The sequence below is a fragment of the Streptomyces graminilatus genome (assembly GCF_001418565.1).
GTDB lineage: Bacteria > Actinomycetota > Actinomycetes > Streptomycetales > Streptomycetaceae > Streptomyces > Streptomyces graminilatus.
Genome location: NZ_LIQQ01000336.1, coordinates 1 through 17,611, shown reverse-complemented (window position 1 = coordinate 17,611; position 17,611 = coordinate 1). Strand labels below are relative to the sequence as shown.

Below are 17,611 nucleotides of genomic sequence, written 5' to 3'. Positions count from 1 at the left end.
GCGGTGGGGCCCGGCTAGGGGTGTTTGCCTGCGAGGAGGTGCCATTAGGCTCCCGCCGACGGGACCGGCGCACCGTCCGGATCCCTCCAGAAGGAGCGAGACGATGACGACCGAACAGCAGTCACCGATACCCGAGGCTCAGGACGACTTTCCGTCCCTCCTCGCCTGGCTGATGAAGCACCGGGAGGAAAACCCGGTGCTTCCGGACACCTTTCCGGGCGTGTGGCACGTCTTCCGTCACGACGACGTCTCCCGGGTGCTGTCGGACACGGCGACCTACTCGAACGACATGTCGGCTGTCATCCCGACGCATCCGGACACCGCGTGGATGGCGAAGGGGAACGTGGTCCTGATGGACCCCCCGATGCACCGCAGGCTGCGGTCGCTCGTCAGCAAGGCGTTCACGCCCCGGCTCGTGGCCGGCCTTGAGCCGCGTATCACGGAGCTGGCCACCGCGCTGCTCGACGGGGTGGCGGGTCAGGACCGGTTCGACCTGGTGGAGGCCGTCACCCACCCCCTGCCGGTGTTCGTGATCGCGGAGCTCCTCGGCATTCCGGTGGCGGACCGGGCGCTGTTCGAGAAGTGGGCGCTGGCCTTCATCGCGGCGAACGGCGGCGGTGAGAGCGCGCTGCCGAGCGAGGCGAACGTGCTCGCCTTCGTGGAGACGGCCCGGGAGATGCGGGCGTACATGCTGGAGTACGTCGGCCGGCGCCGCGCCGAGCCGCAGGACGACCTGATCAGCCAGTTGGCGACCGCCCACACCGAGGACGGGCAGCTCGACGACGACGAGATCATCGGCTTCGCGGGCACCCTGCTGATGGCCGGTCACATCACCACCACGGCGGTCCTCGGCAGCACAGTGCTGTGCCTGGACGAGAACCCGGCGGCCCTGGCCGCGCTGCGGCACGACCGCTCGCTGGTGCCGGCCGCGATCGAGGAGGCGGTAAGGCTGCGGCCCGCCTTCTCGCGGCTGGTGCGGATGACGACCCGGGAGTCGGAGATCGCCGGCGTGACGATCCCCGCCGGCCAGGTGCTCACCCTGTGGACGGTGTCGGCCAACCGGGACCCCGAGCGCTTCGAGGCGCCGGACGCCTTCGACCTCCACCGGGACCAGGGCCGCCACCTCGGCTTCGGCCAGGGGCTGCACTTCTGCATGGGGGCGCCGCTGGCCCGCCTTGAGGCACGGATCGTCCTCAACCTGCTGCTCGACCGGTTCCCGGAGCTGCGGGTGGCCCCGGGTGACGACTCGGTGGCGTACCACCACCCGAAGAACGTGGTCGGCCCGCACCGTCTGACCGTCGAGGTGACCACGGCCTGAGCGCCGCGCGTCCGCACCCGGACGGACCGCATCCGGATCGGCACCCCTATAGGGGGTCCCTGCAAGGGGTCCCCCGTTCAGGGGATCGGGGGTGACAGCCCCGTCTCCCGTCACCGTCAGCTGGTCACCGTTAGCCGGTCGCTGGTCGCTGGTCGCCGCTCAACCGAAAGCGGTCGCCGCCCCCTCCCGGGGCGGCGACCGCTTTAACCGTGCCACGGCACTCATCACCACGAGACCGGCAGGTGCTCCATCTCCGGGTGCCAGCTCGGCCGGTGTTCCAACTCGATCGACGTGTCCAGCCGCAGGCCCGGCAGCCGCCTGAAGAGCGTTCCGTACGCGATTTCGAGGCCGACCTTGGTCAGGTTGGCGCCCAGGCAGTGGTGGATGCCGGAGCCGAAGGCGAGGTGGCCGCGGTCGGCGCGGCGCACGTCCACCCGCTCGGGGTCGGGGAAGACGGACGGGTCGTGGTTGGCGCCACCGTTGGTGACGACGACGCCCTCGCCCTTGCGGATGAGCTGTCCGCCGACCTCGACGTCCTCCAGGGCGACCCGTGGCATCAGGTCGAGCGGGCTGACCACGCGCATCATCTCGTCGACGGTGCCCGGCAGGCTCGTGGGGTCGTCGCGGACCACGGCGAGCTGGTCGGGCCGCTCCAGGAGCAGCGCCACCCCGGCGGTCAGCACGGCCTGGACCGGTGTCTGGCCGGCGATGAAGATCAGGAAGCAGAGACTGGCGAGTTCTTCCTTGCTGAGGTTGCCGGTGGTGACGTGCTGGGCGATCACCCGGCTCACCGGGTCGTCGCCCGGGGTGGTCTCCTTCTCCTCGATGAACTTCACGAAGTACTGCTGGAGCGCCATCATGCTGAGCTGCACCTCGGCGCCCGCCTGTTCGGCGTCGATGACGGCGAGGGCCTTCTCCCGGATCTCACGGTTTTCCGCGAGCCATTTCTGCATGTCGGCGTATTCCATACCGAGGGCCCAGCAGGTGATGGTGCCCGAGAACGGCCCGGCGAACTTCTCGACCAGGTCCGCGGAATTGCCCTCCGCAAGCATGGCGTCGATCAGTTCGTCGGCCTTCCGCTGCATCTCCTCGCGCAGGTCCTCGGCCCGGCGCAGGGTGAACTCGCGGATGACCGCCTTGCGTTGCACGGTGTGCTGCGGCGGGTCCATCGTGAAGAGCATGGGGAACGCGCGGGATCCCTCGAACGCCTCGGCGTAGATGGGATATCCGGGATTGGTGATGTCGGAGCTGAAGCGGTCGTCGCTCAGAATGGCGCGGGCCTGCTCGTAACGGGTGACGAGCCAGATCCGCGTGCCGTTGTAGAGGTGTGCGGGAGTGGGCGCTTCGGAGGTCTGGAAGGCCGCGTACTCCTCGGGAGGCGTGTACGGACACTTTCTCAGGAGGGGAAAGGTGATCTGCTCATGCTCGGGTGCTTCGGTCACGGCACGCACTCTTTCTGTAAATCTCTGGAAAACTCTGAGAATGGCTCGCCGGGACGAGGGCGAGGAATTCGGGATGCCGTCCGGGAATTCAGGCCTGCCAGCGCAGCAGACAGAGTCCTGCGGCCATTCCGGCGCCGAATCCGGCGAGCAGCAGCAGTTCGCCGTCGCCCAGGAGTCCGGCGCGGGCCGCCTCGTCGAGGGCGACGGGGACGGAGGCGGCGCCCATGTTCCCGTACTTGACGAGGGGGGTGTGGGTTTGGGCACCGGTGAGTCCGCAGCGTTCGACGAGTTCGCCGAGGAGGACTCCGTTGGCCTGGTGCGGCACGAAGTGGGCCACCTCGTCGATGGTCGTACCGGTGCGTTCGAGGAGGGGGGAGATCATCGGGGGGACGTTCGTCATGACGAAGTCGGCGACGCCGCGTCCGATCATCCGCAGATAGTGTCCGCCGTTCTCGACGGTCTCGGCGGAGGCGGGGACGCGGCTGCCGCCGCCCTCGATCCAGATCAGTTCGTGGGCGTCGCCCCGGCCGGCGAGTTCGGTGTCGAGGATGCCGTACGGCTCGGGCACGGCTCCGATCACGGCGGCGCCGGCGGCGTCGCCGAGGAGTACGGCGGTGCCGCGGTCGTCGTAGTCGAGGAACCGTGAGTACAGGTCGGCGCCGATGACGAGGGCGAGGGTGCCGGGGCGCTGGGCGACCAGGGCGCGGGCGATGTCGACGGCGTAGACGAAGCCGGCGCAGGCGATGTTGATGTCGAAGCAGGCCGCGCGGTGGGCGCCGATCGCGTTCTGCACCAGGGAGGAGGTGGGCGGCAGGGGTGCGTCGCCGGTGGAGGTGGCGACGATGAGGTGGTCGATCCGGTCGGCCGTGACGCCCGCGTCCGCGAGGGCGTCGACGGCCGCGTGCCGGGCCAGGTCGGAGGTGGCCTCGTCCGGGGCCGCGTACCGGCGTCCGGTGATCAGTGTGCGGCGGCCGATCCACTCCGCGGTGATGTTCGGGACGCGGCGGGCGATCTCCTCGTTGGTGATCTCCTCCTTGGGGAGGTAGGAGCCGGTGCCGAGAATGCCGATGCCGGCGGTCATCGTGTCACCGCCAGGGCGCCGGGCGCGTCGGCGGCGAAGGGCCGCAGCGGGTTGAGCCGGTCGGCTCCGATCCGGGACCGCAGTTCGGGGTCGGTGACGCCGAGGCCGGGTTCCGGGGCCAGACAGAGTACGCCGACCTTGCCTATGTGTTCGTTGAGCTGCACCAGCCGCGTGGCCTCACCGACCTCGTCCAGCGGGAACAGCGACGACAGGGCCGGCATGATGCGGCCCTGGCTGAACAACCGGGCGCATTCCCACTGTTCGTGGAGGTTGGCCACATGGCTGCCGATGACCCGCTTCAGCTTCATCCACAGATACCGGTTGTCGTACTGGTGCCGGTATCCGGTGCTGGAGCCGCAGGTGATGACCGTGCCGCCGCGCCGGGCCACGAAGACGGAGAGACCGAAGGTCTCCTGGCCGACGTGTTCGAAGACGATGTGCGGGTCCTCGCCGGTCTCCCGGCGGATGGCCGCGCCCAGCAGTTTGCCGTCGGCGACGGCCCGTTCGAAGTCGTCGCCCTCCGCCTCGCCGAGGCCGAGTTCGGAGCGGTCGATGACGATGTCGCAGCCGAGGGCGCGCAGTGCCGCCGCCTTCTCCGGGGAGCCGACCACCCCTACCGGGATGCCGCCGCCGTTCTTCACGAACTGCACGGCGTACGCGCCGACTCCGCCCGTGGCGCCCCAGATCAGCACCACGTCGCCCTGCTTCATCCGGGCGCCCCGGTCGGAGACGAGCATCCGGTACGAGGTGCCGGCGCACGCGGGTACGGACGCGGCCTCCTCCCAGGTGAGGTGGGCGGGCTTGGGGATGAGCTGGCTGGCCCGCGCCACGCAGTAGTGGGCGAGACCGCCGAAGTTGGTCTCGTAGCCCCAGGCGAGCTGGTGCTCGCCCATCATGCCGTCGGACTGGGTGATGGCTTCCTGTTCGTCCACGCAGGCGGCGTTGACGAGGACGTGGTCGCCGACGCGCCAGCGCCGGACGGCCGAGCCGACCCGGACGATCACTCCGGCCGCGTCCGAGCCCAGGACGTGGTAGGGCTGGTCGTGGCGGGCCGCCCAGGGCCCCTGTTTCCCGTAGGCGTTCAGGAACCTGAACGTCGACAGGGGTTCGAAGATGGCGGACCAGACGGTGTTGTAGTTGATCGAACTGGCCATGACGGCGATCAGGACCTCGTCGGGGGCCGGTTCCGGCATCGGCACGGGCCCGACGCGCAGTGTCTTGCGTACGTCCTTGTCGACGACGCCCCGGAAGACGTCCACGTCCTCGACCCTCAGATGGGCTGCGGTGAACTCCTCCGGGAGGACCGCCCGTTCAAGGTCCTGCGGACTCGCGCCCGCCAGCACCGCATCAGTCACCGAACCCATGACGGCCTTTCGTCGTACGGCTGTTGATGTCGCTGACGCTAGGTGCGGACCCGCCCCCTAACGCCACCCCTCAGATTCGGGGAGGTCCCCTGTCCGGCGCTTCCGTGCGGAGCGCCGGAGGGGTCATTCGGCGATGGCCGTCCGGGTCGTCCAGCGGAAGACCGCGACCTGCTCGCCCTCGATGACGGTGAATTCACCGTCGTGGACGAAATGCTCGTACCCCGCGCCGAACCGGTGCTTGATCTTCTCCGTCAGTGAGGTCGCGAACTGCAGGCGTTCCTCCTCGGGAAGGTGCGCCGGGCCGTCACAGAGCAGCGCTTTGTAGTTCTCCATGTCCAGACCTCCGGTAATCGTGGATGTACGAAAGAATCTGGCAGGTGTCACCCGCGCGGACCACCCCTATGGGACCCGTATCGGACCCGTATCGGACCCGGATCAGCCTCGGCCGAAAGCGACAGGGGTCACGCCGATTCAGGCAGTCCCAGATCTATTTGCAGCGGGAGTTCCTGCCGCGAGGTGATGTCGAGCTTTTTGTATACGCGGGTGAGATGCTGTTCGACCGTACTCACGGTAATGAAGAGTTCAGCCGAAATTTCCCTGTTCGTCAGACCCTGGGCCGCGAGCACCGCCACCCGGCGTTCCGATTCGCTGAGTTTCGCCGCCGGGTCCGGCCGGTGCAGGGCGCCGAGCACGGACCGCCGGGGCGGTCCGCCGCCGAGTTCCAGGGCCACGATCCGCTCGTACAGGGGGCCGGCGCCGTACTCCTCCGCGAGTTGCCGCGCCTTGCGCAGGGTGAGGTCGGCGCGGGCCGGCTGGCCGAGGTCCTGGTAGGCCTCGGCGAGGTCGGCGAGGACTCTGGCCAGCTCCCACACCTTGCCCGACACCTGGAACCGCTCGGCGGAGCGGGTGAGCAGCCCGGGCCGGTCGTGGGGCTGGGCGAGCTGTGCGCGCACCCGCAGCCACTGCCCGGAGTCCGCTGCCTCGTCGGCCTCGTCGCTGTAGGCGGTGAGCAGTTGTTCCGCCTCGTGGTGGTTGCCGAGCCGCAGCCATGCCTCCGCCGCGTCGATCCGCCACGGCGGGCAGGCGCAGGGGGGCAGGTCACAGCTCTCGGCGCGGCGGCCCACGGCCAGGAAGTCCGACAGGGCGAGGTGGGGCCGGCCGACGGTCAGCAGGAGCTGGCCGCGGGCCCTGAGGTAGGTGAGCCCGTGGAGGGAGCGCAGGAAGGACTCGGGGAGCGGCCGGCCGAGCAGCCGGGCCGCCTCCTCGTACCGTCCGGTCACGGTGCAGATGGTCACGAGGGTGGTGAGGGGTCCCCCGCACAGCCAGTAGGCGGGCTCCTCGCCGGCCAGGTCGACGGCCTCCTGGGCCCAGGTCTCCGCGTCCGTCAGGCTGCCCAGCGCGAGCGCGATCTCGGCCCGCAGCGCGGTCAGCAGTTGACGCCACCCCTCGACACCGCGCTCGGCGGCCTGACCGGCGAAGTGGGCGCACCAGGCGCCCGCCAGATCGGGCCGGCCCACGGTCATCAGGTGCCGCAGCTCGGGCATGATCAGCCCGATGGTGGTGTCGCCGAGCCTCAGCGACCTGAGCTGGTCCTCGATCTCCCGCACATCGCGGATCCCCGCTCGTAACATCCCCGGGCCGAAGTCGAAGGCGGTAGTGCCGCTGGGCGCCATGGCAACGCCGACGTCCGTGCCGCCGGGTACGGCGCCCTGGGCCGGTATCCAGGCGGCCGACGTGCCCGCGGTGTCGCCGAGCAGCCAGTGCCAGTCCTCGTAGTGCGGGCCGGTGTCCGGCTCGCCGGGGAAGGCGTCGGCGGGCGGGGCCACGGCGTGGAGCAGCGCCATGCTCTCCTCCAGGCGTCCGCAGCCGAGGAGCAGCCGGGCCTTCAGCACGGTCCGCGCCTCGCACTGTTCGGTCCCGCACGCGCACCGGGTCCGGGCCACCTGCTCCAGATAGTGCTGTTCGGCCCGCCAGGGGTCGGTCCGCATCATCACGACGGAACGCTTCAGCACCAGGCGGGCGCGTTCCCAGCAGTCGGTGGAGGCGTCGTGGGCGAGGGCGAGGCAGGCGTCGGCGAACTGGGCGTCGTCGATGTCCAGGGCCTCGTCGGCGGCGCGCTGGAGAGTGGCCGTCTGCCAGGGCTCGGTGGCCGCGCCGAACTCCAGCAGATAGCGGGCGGTCGCGCCGGCGCCGGCCCCGCGTTCGCGCAGGTACTCCGCGACGCGCAGCAGGATCTCGTCGCGCCGCCCGAATTCGGGGTGTTCCAGTACCGCCGACTCGACCACCGGGTGACGCAGCCGGCCGGCGGCGACAAGTCCGGAGGCCTGTAGCAGGTACTCGCCGCGGGCGATCTCCGCGGGGTCGAGGCGCAGTACGGCGGCCAGGCTCTCGGGGCTGGAGAATTCGCGCAGCGCGGCCATGCCGACGGCCACGGAGGCCGCCAGTGGTCCGCTGTCCCGTACGCAGTCCAGGGCGGCCTGGGCGTACAGGCCGCCCGGGCACGGCCAGGTGTCGGGGCGTGCGGCCGGGCCGTGGATGCGCATCTCCTCGGCCAGGGCCCGTACGAGCAGCGGGTTGCCGCCGCTCGCCGTGTGCAGGGCGTCGGCCTGGGCCGCGCCGGTCGGCCCGCCGTTCAGTTCCTCCCACAGGGCGTGGGCCCGGGCGCGGTCCAGCGGAAGGAGCCTGATCCGCTGGAGGTTGGTCTGGCGCAGCAGGTCGCAGTGGATGTCGAGGCCGCTGGCACCGCCGAACGGAAGGAGGGTGAAGACCAGCATGACGCGGCTGTTGCGCAGCCGGCGCCGGACGGCTTCCAGGATCCAGCGCCAGGTCGGCTCCTCGGACCCTTGCGAGTCGTCGATGCAGACGACCACGGGGGATCTGGCGGCGAGGGCGGCGAGCCGGTCGCTGGACTCCTGGAGTCCGGCGGGGGATCCGGGGGCCGCGCCGTCGGCCTGGATTCCGCGGAGGCGGCCGGCGTCACGGGCGCCGAGGACTATCGCCCCCGAGTCCATGGCGTACTGCGCGAATCCCTCCATGAGGTCGCTCTTCCCGCAGCCCGCTCCGCCTTCCAGCATCACGGTCATCGCTCTGCCGCGAGCACACTCGTCGAACAGTGACTCCAGGTGGCGCAGTTCCTCGTCCTGACCGGAAAGCAACATACTTGTAACCCCAATCACATCCCGCCTTGTTCTGGGAGTTCTTCGGGTTCCGCGGGACCGCCTCAAATTCCCCGCAGAAACGTCTGTTCTCCCTTGGAGCTTCGCGACTCTTTCACAGCCATCACGAACGAGCTGCCGTCAATGGCCCGTTCCAACAGATGGACTGTTCGCTGCCGCATCCCCCATGTCGCCCCCGGAGGCCTGTCCTCATTGGCGGACCGCCCGTCGCCCCTTCCTCCACGGTCCGCCTCCCTCCGGCGACCACGACTGCTTCAAGTCAACTTGCCGCAGTTCTCGGCTGTTCTTCCCGAACAACATAGCCAATGGATCACTCCTGTGGAAAGGAGCATTCCATGGCCGGATGGCCATGCCGAGTTAAATATTTTTTTACGGTTCCGCGAAAGCATGGGCCCAGAAGTCAGTTATTTCCACTCAGTGGAAAGACTTCTGGCCATTTCCACGAGCGCCGCGGCGTCCATGTCGCCAATGTCACCCCGGTCGTCGTCCGCCGCGTTCACGGCGTCCACCGGGTCCGGCCGGACCGCCGGGGCGTCCGAACCGCCCGCCAGGGCCAGGAGTTGGTCCAGCAGACCGCTCTCGCGCAGTCTGGCCAGCGGAACGGACAGGATCAGACTGCGGATCTCCGCCTCCCGCCCGGTGCCCTCCGGGGCGTCCGGGGTGCCGTCGGAGGTCGACAGGAGTGCGGAGCCCACGTGTTGGGCGAGCGCCTCCAGCCGGGGGTGGTCGAAGACCAGTGTGGCGGGAAAGCGCAGTCCGGTCGCGGTGTTCAGCCGGTTGCGCAGTTCGACCGCGGTCAGCGAGTCGAACCCCATCTCGCGGAAGGACCGCTCGGTGTCCACCAGCCCCGGGGCGGTGTGCCCGAGCACGGCGGCGACCTGGTTGCGGACGAGGCCGAGCAGCACGGACTCGCGCCGGTCGGCGGGCAGTCCGGCCAGGCGCCTGCGGAGTACGGCGCCGGGCTCGTGCGTCTCCTGGGCGGCACGGCGCCGGGTCCGGGAGGCGGCGGCGGTGCCGAGCAGTCCGTGCAGGACGGGAGGCAGCGCTTCCCGGGCGTGCAGGGCGCGCAGGGCCGGGAGTTCGACGGGTGCCGCCACCACGGCGGGGCCGGCCACCGCACCGAGCAGGGCCGCGTCGAGGAGTTCGAGTGCCTTACCGGTCGGCAGTGCCCGGAACCCACCGGCGCGCAGCCTTCGGTGGTCGGTGGCGCCGAGCCCGGCCGTCAGGCCGCTGGTCTGCTCCCACAGTCCCCAGCCGACGGACATAGCGGGCAGGCCGAGGGCCCGCCGCCGGTGGGCGAAGGCGTCGAGGAAGGCGTTGGCAGCCGCGTAGTTGGCCTGTCCCGGCGAGCCGAGAGCGGCGGCGGCCGACGAGAACAGCAGGAACTGCCGTATGTGCGGGTGGAGTTCGGTGAGCCGGTGCAGGTTCAGTACGCCGTGCGCCTTGGGCCGGAGTACGGCGGTGAGCCGGTCCGGGGTCAGGGAGCCGAACGCGCCGTCGTCGGTGGTCCCGGCGCAGTGGACGACACCGACCAGCCGGCGCCCCAGGGCGGTGACGGCTTGGTGAAGCCGGGCCGGCGCATCGGGATTTCCGATGTCGCCGGCCACGACCTCCACGTCGGCTCCCGCGGTGGCGAGTTCGACGCGCAGCGCATCGGCTCCGGATGATTCCGGACCGGTGCGGGACAGGAGGATCAGGTGGCGGACCCCGTGCCGTTCGACGAGGTGCCGGGCGACCAGGGCACCGAGGGTGCCGGTGCCGCCGGTGACGAGCACGGTCTCGCCGGGGGCGAATTCCGCGGGGGGCAGGGTGAGGACGGCCTTGCCGACGAGCGTGGCCCTGGCGAGCGCCCGGAACGCCTCCGGGGCGTGGTGGATGTCCCAGGTGGTCGCGGGGGGCGGGGTGAGCGCGCCTTCGGCGAACAGGGTGCCCAGTTCTCGCAGGATCTCCTGGATCCGTTCGGGGCCGGGGTCGGCGAGGTCGAACGGCCGGTACAGGAGGCCGGGATGGTCGGCGGCGAGCCGCTCGGGGTCGCGCAGATCGGTTTTGCCCATCTCGACGAACCGGCCGCCGCTCGCCGTGAGCCGCAGCGAGGCGTCGGTGAACTCACCGGCCAGGCAGTTCAGTACGACATCCATGCCGTGTCCGCCGGTGGCGTCGAGGAAGGCGTCGTGGAAGTCCAGGGTGCGCGAGTCCGCGATGTGCGCGTCGTCCAGACCGGCCGCCCGCAGCGCCGCCCACTTGGGCCGGGACGCGGTGGCGAACACCTCGGCGCCCAGCCTGCGGGCGAGCTGCACGGCGGCTGAGCCGACTCCGCCCGCTCCGGCGTGGATCAGGACCCGTTGTCCGGCGCTCAGTCCGCCGAGGTCGACCAGGCCGTGGTGGGCGGTCAGGAAGGCGACGGTGGCCGAGGCGCCCTGTACGTCGGTCCAGCCGTCGGGCACCGGTGCGAGCAGCCGGGCGTCGGCCACCGAGCGGGGCGCGAAGGGCGTGTCGAGGGTGCCCATGACCCGGTCGCCGACGGCGGGCCATTCGACGCCGGGGCCCACCTCGGTGACGACGCCGCAGCCCTCGCTGCCGAGCGGGGCCCGGTCCGGGTACATGCCGAGGGCGATGAGGGTGTCGCGGAAGTTGAGTCCGGCGGCGCGTACCGCGACGCGCACCTGGCCCGTGGCGAGTTCGCCGGTGGCCCCGGTGTCGGGGACGAGCGCGAGGCTGCCGAAGGATCCGGGCTCGGTCACGTCGAGCCGCCACTGGTCGCAGCCGGCCGGCTCGGCCAGTACGTCGGGTCCGGCGGCGGCCTTGCCGAGCCGTCGGCCGTACACCTTGCCGTCGCGCACCGCGACCTCGGGTTCGGCTGCGGCGAGTGCCAGGTCGAGCACGGCCTGATCAAACACGGCCTGATCCCCGACGTCCACGAGGACCAGTCGCCCGGGGTCCTCCGCCTGGGCGGAACGCAGCAGGCCGACCAGCGCGGCATGGGCGGTTCCCGTGGCGTCGGCCGGGGTGCCGGGCACCGGCGCGGCGCCCCGGGTGACGACCACCAGCGGCACGTCCGCGAGGCGGGGAACGGCCACCCAGTCCCGTACGAGTTCCAGTCCCCAGATGACGGCCCGCTCGGCGGCCTCGGCCGACGCGCTGTCGTCGTCCGCGAGGACGGGGCAGGCCGCGACGGCGGCACGGGGAACCGGGTTGCCCGCGCCGAGCCACGCGTCCAGTTCGGCGGGGGTGCCGAAGCACGTACGCTCGCCAGCGGCCTCAGTGTTGCCGAGCCACACATAGGTGCCGGGGACCGGGGCGGGTACGGGCAGTTCGGGCCAGTCGACGCGCAGCAGCGCGTCCGGGGCCGCGCTGGTCCGCGGGGCCAACTGGTCGGCGGAGACCGGCCGGAGGACGAGTTGTTCCACGGCGATGACGGGCGAGCCGATGGCGTCCACCGCGTGCAGGGACACCCCTCCGTCGGCGGTCGCGGAGAGCCTCACCCGCAGCGAGGTCGCACCGGTCGCGTAGGCCGTGACCCCGGACCAGGAGAACGGCAGCCGCACGCCCGCGTCCTGAGTGTCCGTCAGCAGACCGGCGCCGTGCAGGGCCGCGTCCAGCAGTGCGGGATGCGCCAGGAAACCGTCGGCGTCGGCTCCGCTGCCGGGGTCCGTCTCGACCTCGGTGAAGACCTCGTCACCGCGCCGCCAAGCGGCCCGCAGTCCACGGAAGGCGGGACCGTATCCGAAGCCGGCCTCGGCCATCTTCTCGTAGGCGCCGTCCAGTTCGACCGGTTCGGCGCCGACCGGCGGCCACGCTCCGAGGTCGAACTCCGGCTGCGGGTCGCCGCCGAGCACGGCGGTGCCGTGCCGCGTCCACTCCACGTCGTCCGTCTGTTCCGCCTGTTCCGCCTGCTCGGGCTGTGAGAAGAAGCGTACGGTCCGGCGGCCCTGCTCGTCGGCGTCGTCCACCACGATCTGGAGGCGCGTCGGCGTGGTCTCGGGGAGCAGGAGCGGGGATTCCAGGACGAGTTCGTCGACCCGCGGAGTCCCCAGCCGCTCCCCCACCCACAGGGCCAGCTCGACGAACGCGGTGCCCGGCAGCAGGGGGGTGCCGAACACGGCGTGGTCGGCGGTCCAGGGCTGGCCCTTCCGCGACAGACGCCCGGTGAACACCGTACGGTCGCCGTCGGCCAGTTCCACGGCGGCACCGAGCAGGGGATGTCCGGCACGCCCGAGCCCGGCGAGAACCGCGTCACCGAGCCTGGCGCCGGGCATCTCCGTCCAGTAGCGCTGGTGCTGGAAGGCGTACGTCGGCAGCTCGACCCGCCGCGCGCCACGATCCGCGAACCACTCCGCCCAGTCGACCGTCGCGCCGTGGACATAAGCCTCACCCAGCGACAGCAGCAGCCGCTCCGGGCCGCCCTCGCCACGACGGAGCGTTCCGGTGACCGCGACCTCCCGGCCCACCGACTCCGCCGTCTCCTGCACCGCGGCGGTCAGCACGGGGTGGGGACTGATCTCGACGAACACGCGGTGTCCCGACTCGACCAGACCCTTGACGGTGTCTTCGAGCCTGACCGTCGAGCGAAGGTTCCGGTACCAGTACTCGGCGTCCAGACCGGCCGTGTCGAGACGCTCGGCGACAACCGTCGAATAGAAGGGCACGCTCGACGCGACCGGCTCCAACCCGCCCAGTACGTCGATCAGTTCGTCGCGGATGCCCTCCACCTGTGCGGAGTGCGAGGCGTAATCCACGTCAACCCGCCTGGCACGCGCGCCCTGGGCGATCGCCTCGGCGATCACCGAGTCCAGGCCCTCCGGCACCCCCGCCACGACCACCGAGGACGGCCCGTTCACGGCGGCCACCTCAACACGGCCGTCCAGCACCGCAGTCAGACCCCGCACCTCGTCGACGGGCAGTTGCACGGAAGCCATACCACCCCGACCCGACAGGGCAAGAATCGCCCGCGAACGCAGCGCCACCACGCGGGCACCGTCTTCGAGGGACAGCCCGCCCGCCACCACCGCAGCGGCGATCTCACCCTGCGAGTGACCGACTACGGCGGCCGGTTCGACGCCGTACGAGCGCCACACCTCCGCCAGCGACACCATCACCGCCCACAACACGGGCTGGACGACATCCACCCGAGCCAACTCGACCTCATCGCCCAGCACTTCGGTCAGCGACCAGTCCACGAACCCCGACAGCGCCCGCTCACACTCCGCCATCCGCGCCGCGAACACCGGCGAGGAACCCAACAGCTCCACCGCCATCCTCACCCACTGCGACCCCTGCCCCGGGAACACGAACACCACACCACCGTCGCCGGCACGACCCCGCACCACACCAGCGTCCGGCAACCCCTCCGCCAACGCCCTCACACCACGCAACAACCCCTCACGACCACCACCCACCACCACAGCCCGATGCCCCAACACCGCACGCGACGACGCCAAGGAGTAGCCGATGTCGTTCAGGGAGGTGTCCGGGTGCCGGGTGAGATGGGTGAGGAGCCTCTCCGCCTGGGCGGGCAGAGCCTTCGCGTCGCGTGCCGAGAGCACCCAGGGCGCCGGGCCCCGGTCATCGCCTCCGGTCGGGGCTTCCTGGTCGCCCTGCTCCAGGATGATGTGGGCGTTGGTTCCGCTGATCCCGAAGGACGACACGGCGGCACGGCGAGGGCGCCCGGTCTCCGGCCACGCCCGCTCCTCCGTCAGCAACTCCACCGCGCCCGCGGTCCAGTCGACCTGGCGGGTGGGTTCGTCCACGTGCAGCGTGCGCGGCAGAACGCCCTGGCGAAGTGCCATGACCGTCTTGATCACACCGCCGACGCCCGCGGCGGCGACCGTGTGGCCGATGTTGGACTTGATGGAGCCGACCCACAACGGCCGCTCCGGCAGGCGCCCTTGACCGTAGGTCGCCAGCAGGGCCTGTGCCTCGATCGGATCGCCGAGACGGGTGCCCGTGCCGTGCGCCTCCACCGCGTCGACATCGGCGGCCGACAGGCCCGCGCCCGCCAACGCGTCCCGGATCACGCGCTGTTGGGAGGGACCGTTGGGGGCCGTCATGCCGTTCGAGGCACCGTCCTGGTTCACCGCGGAGCCTCGGACAACGGCCAGTACGGGATGTCCGTTGCGCCGGGCGTCCGACAAGCGCTCCACCATCAGTACGCCGACGCCCTCGCCCCAGCCGGTGCCGTCGGCCGCGTCCGCGAACGCCTTGCAGCGGCCGTCGGAGGCCAGCCCGCCCTGCCGGGCGAACTCCGGGAAGATGCCCGGGGTCGACATCACGGTCACACCGCCGGCGAGCGCGAGGTCGCACTCGCCGGTCCGCAGCGCCTGCACGGCGAGATGGAGGGTGACCAGGGAGGAGGAGCAGGCCGTGTCGACGGTCAGCGCCGGGCCCTCCAGGCCCAGGGTGTACGCCACCCGGCCGGACATGACACTGCTGGTCATGCCGGTGAGCGACGGGCTCTCGTCGGAGTCGTGGCCCATGGCGAGCAGCCCGACGAAGTCCTCCGATCCGCCGCCGAAGAAGACACCCGTACGGCTGCCGCGCAGCGACAGCGGGTCGATGCCCGCGCGCTCCACGGCCTCCCACGACACCTCCAGCAACAGTCGCTGCTGGGGGTCCATGGCCAGAGCCTCGCGCGGGGAGATGCCGAAGAACTCCGCGTCGAACCCGGCGGCGTCCTGGAGGAACCCGCCTTCGAGGGTGGCCGAGGAGGCGATGCCCCCCGCCTCCTCGTACAGTTCCTCGATCATCGGCCAGCCCCGGTCCTCGGGGAAGCCGGAGATGACGTCCACCCCGTCGGCCACCATGCGCCACAGGTCCTCGGGCGACTCGACCCCGCCGGGGAAACGGCATGCCATGCCGACGACGGCGATCGGCTCGCGGGCCCGCTCCTCCGTCTCCCGGAGCCGCTCACGCAGTTCACGGGCGTCGGCGATGGCGCGCTTGAGGTAGTCGCGGAGTTTGTTCTCCATGGCCGAACCGGGCGTGGCGGGTGTGCTCGACATGCGTGCGTCACTTCCTCGGGGGGTGGTACCGGGTCTCCCGCCGACTGGGCAGGACCGGACAGGAGAACAGGTCAGGAAGGCCGGGCTGAAGGTAGGGAGAGAGCGGGAAGACGGGGTCAGGACGGGCGGAATCCGTCGTCGACCATGGCGAAGAGGTCGTCGTCGGTGGCCTCGGCGAGGTCGTCGGCGTCGTCCGTGTCCTGCGAGAGCCTCCAGGCGTCCAGCAGTGACCGCAGCCGGTCGTCGAGTTGCCGTCGGTCGGGGTCGTCGGCCGGGACGTCGGCGAGCGAGCGGGCCAGTCCCTCGACGATGGCCAGCGCCTCCTGGACCGGTGACGCCTCGGGCGGGGCGAGTTCGGCGCGCAGCAGGGCGGCCACCGCCTGGGGGGTCGGGTGGTCGAAGACGAGTGTGGCGGGCAGCCGCAGTCCGGTGACGGCGCCGAGGCCGTTGCGCAGTTCGACGGCGGTGAGGGAGTCGAAGCCCAGTTCGCGGAAGGTGCGCTGGGCGCCGAGGGAGTCGGCCGAGCCGTGCCCGAGGACGGTCGCGGTGTGGCTGTGCACGAGGTCGAGGAGCAGCCGGTCGCGTTCCTTGTCGGTGAGTGGGGCCAGCCGTTCGGCGAGCCCGGGGGCACCGGAGCCGCCCGCTGCGGCGGGCGCGGCGCGGCGCAGAACGGGTGCCTGCACCAGGCCCCGGAACACGGGTGCCAGGGTGCCCGCCTCGGCCTGCTTGCGCAGGACGGCGGTGTCCAGGGCGATGGGGGCGACGGCGGGGGTGTCCGCGCCGATGGCCGTGTCGAAGAGGGCGAGTCCGTGTTCCGGGGTCAGGGCGAGAAGTCCGGAGCGGGCCATCCTGCGCTGGTCGGTGTCGCTGAGTCCGGCTGTCATGCCGCCGGACGATTCCCAGGCTCCCCAGAGGAGTGCGGTGCCCGCGAGACCGGCGGCCCTGCGGTGGGCGGCGAGTGTGTCCAAGTAGGTGTTGGCGGCGGCATAGTTGGCCTGGCCGGGGTTTCCGGTGAAGCCGGAGGCGGAGGAGAAGAGGACGAACAGGGCGGGGTCGTGGCCGAGTTCGCGGGTGAGCGCGTCGAGGTGGGCGGCGCTGTCGGTCTTGGGCCGCAGCACGCGGTGCAGTTGCTCGTCGGTGAGACCGGCGGCGAGCCCGTCGTCGAGGACGCCCGCGGCGTGCACGATCGCGGTCGTCGGCCGGTCAAGTCCCGCGAGTACGGCGCGCAGGGCGTCGCGGTCGGCGGTGTCGCAGGCCACCGTGTCGATGTCGTGTGCGCCCAACGCCTTGAGGTCGGCGGCGAGTTCGGCGGCGCCGGGGGCGGCGGGACCGCGTCGGCCGAGCAGCAGGAGGTGCCGGGCGCCGTACCGGGTGACGAGGTGCCGGGCGACGAGTCCGCCGAGGTTGCCGCCGGCGCCGGTGATGATGAAGGTGCCTTCGGGGTCGGGGCGCCGGGGGACGGTGAGTACCGCCTTGCCGATCAGTTTGGCCTGGCTGAGCGTGCGGAAGGCGTCGCGGCCCTGTCGTACGTCCCAGACGGTGGGCGGCGGCGGGGTCAGGGCCCCCTGGTCGAAGAGGTCGAGGAGCGCGGTGAGCATCTCGCGCATCCGGTCGGGCGCCGCCTCCTGGAGGTCGTACGCCTGGTAGGCGACCCCGGAATGGGCGGCGGCGACGGCTTCCGGGTCGCGGATGTCGGTCTTGCCCATCTCCAGGAAGTGCCCGCCACGGGGCAGCAGGCGCAGGCCGGCGTCGACGAACTCCCCTGCCAGGCAGTCCAGTACGACGTCCATGCCCTGTCCGTCGGTGGTCGCTAGGAAGTGGTCCGCGAAGTCGAGGGTGCGGGAGTCGGCGGTGTGGTCGTCGTCGAGCCCTGCCTCGCGCAGCACGTGCCGTTTGGGGGCGCCGGCGGTGGCGTACACCTCCGCGCCGAGGTGCTGGGCGAGCTGGACGGCGGCGGTGCCGACACCGCCCGCTCCGGCGTGCACGAGGACCCGCTGTCCTGGGCATACTTCGGCGAGGTCGACGAGGCCGTAGTAGGCGGTGAGGTAGGCGATGGGTACGGCGGCGGCCTGTTCGAAGGTCCAGCCGTCGGGCATCGGGGCCAGCCAGCGGTGGTCGGTGTCGGCGACCGGCCCGAAGGCGGCGGGCGCGAGTCCGAGCACCCGGTCGCCGGGCCGCAGGCCGGGCACGTCCGGTCCGACGGCGGTGACCACACCGGCGAGTTCACCGCCG

At 71.5% G+C, this 17,611-nt stretch carries 8 protein-coding genes; 1 reads left to right on the top strand and 7 read right to left on the bottom strand.

Annotated elements, in window-relative coordinates; genetic code table 11:
- The first annotated feature begins 103 nt into the window (after positions 1-103).
- Positions 104-1,318: a cytochrome P450 gene (locus tag AOK08_RS27200; RefSeq protein WP_055530863.1), complete on the top strand. Its 1,215-nt coding sequence runs from the start codon at positions 104-106 to the stop codon at positions 1,316-1,318.
- 224 nt (positions 1,319-1,542) lie between these two features.
- Here AOK08_RS27200 and AOK08_RS27195 read toward each other — a convergent pair whose 3' ends face one another.
- The 7 genes from AOK08_RS27195 to AOK08_RS27165 all read right to left on the bottom strand — a co-directional run.
- Positions 1,543-2,760 (bottom strand): cytochrome P450, encoded by a 1,218-nt coding sequence (locus tag AOK08_RS27195; protein WP_055530861.1) that lies wholly within the window; start codon positions 2,758-2,760, stop codon positions 1,543-1,545.
- A gap of 88 nt (positions 2,761-2,848) precedes the next feature.
- A complete protein-coding gene (locus tag AOK08_RS27190) occupies positions 2,849-3,841 on the bottom strand; it encodes a 3-oxoacyl-ACP synthase III family protein (protein ID WP_055530859.1) in 993 nt (330 codons plus the stop codon).
- Positions 3,838-5,205 carry a crotonyl-CoA carboxylase/reductase gene (gene ccrA / locus AOK08_RS27185; RefSeq protein ID WP_055530857.1) on the bottom strand — a complete coding sequence of 456 codons (1,368 nt, stop codon included), beginning with the start codon at positions 5,203-5,205 and terminating at the stop codon, positions 3,838-3,840. Before ccrA ends, AOK08_RS27190 begins: the two co-directional genes overlap by 4 nt.
- A 123-nt stretch (positions 5,206-5,328) precedes the next feature.
- Complete coding sequence (locus tag AOK08_RS27180; RefSeq protein WP_055530855.1) at positions 5,329-5,538, bottom strand: DUF5988 family protein; 210 nt, start codon at positions 5,536-5,538, stop codon at positions 5,329-5,331.
- A gap of 128 nt (positions 5,539-5,666) precedes the next feature.
- The gene (locus tag AOK08_RS27175) at positions 5,667-8,363 is read right to left on the bottom strand and encodes a LuxR C-terminal-related transcriptional regulator (RefSeq protein WP_055530853.1); all 2,697 of its coding nucleotides are present in this window, start codon (positions 8,361-8,363) and stop codon (positions 5,667-5,669) included.
- A gap of 422 nt (positions 8,364-8,785) precedes the next feature.
- A complete protein-coding gene (locus AOK08_RS27170) occupies positions 8,786-15,310 on the bottom strand; it encodes a type I polyketide synthase (protein WP_422125776.1) in 6,525 nt (2,174 codons plus the stop codon).
- A 185-nt stretch (positions 15,311-15,495) separates the two neighbouring features.
- Positions 15,496-17,611 (bottom strand): type I polyketide synthase (locus AOK08_RS27165; protein ID WP_157876811.1); only part of this gene is annotated, 2,116 nt, incomplete at its 5' end.

Excerpts from the sequence above, each read along its gene's own strand:
- AOK08_RS27200 (WP_055530863.1), top strand. The coding sequence starts at position 104 with ATGACGACCGAACAGCAGTCACCGATACCCGAGGCTCAGGACGACTTT.
- AOK08_RS27190 (WP_055530859.1), bottom strand. The coding sequence starts at position 3,841 with ATGACCGCCGGCATCGGCATTCTCGGCACCGGCTCCTACCTCCCCAAG.
- ccrA (WP_055530857.1), bottom strand. The coding sequence starts at position 5,205 with ATGGGTTCGGTGACTGATGCGGTGCTGGCGGGCGCGAGTCCGCAGGAC.
- AOK08_RS27180 (WP_055530855.1), bottom strand. The coding sequence starts at position 5,538 with ATGGAGAACTACAAAGCGCTGCTCTGTGACGGCCCGGCGCACCTTCCC.
- AOK08_RS27175 (WP_055530853.1), bottom strand. The coding sequence starts at position 8,363 with ATGTTGCTTTCCGGTCAGGACGAGGAACTGCGCCACCTGGAGTCACTG.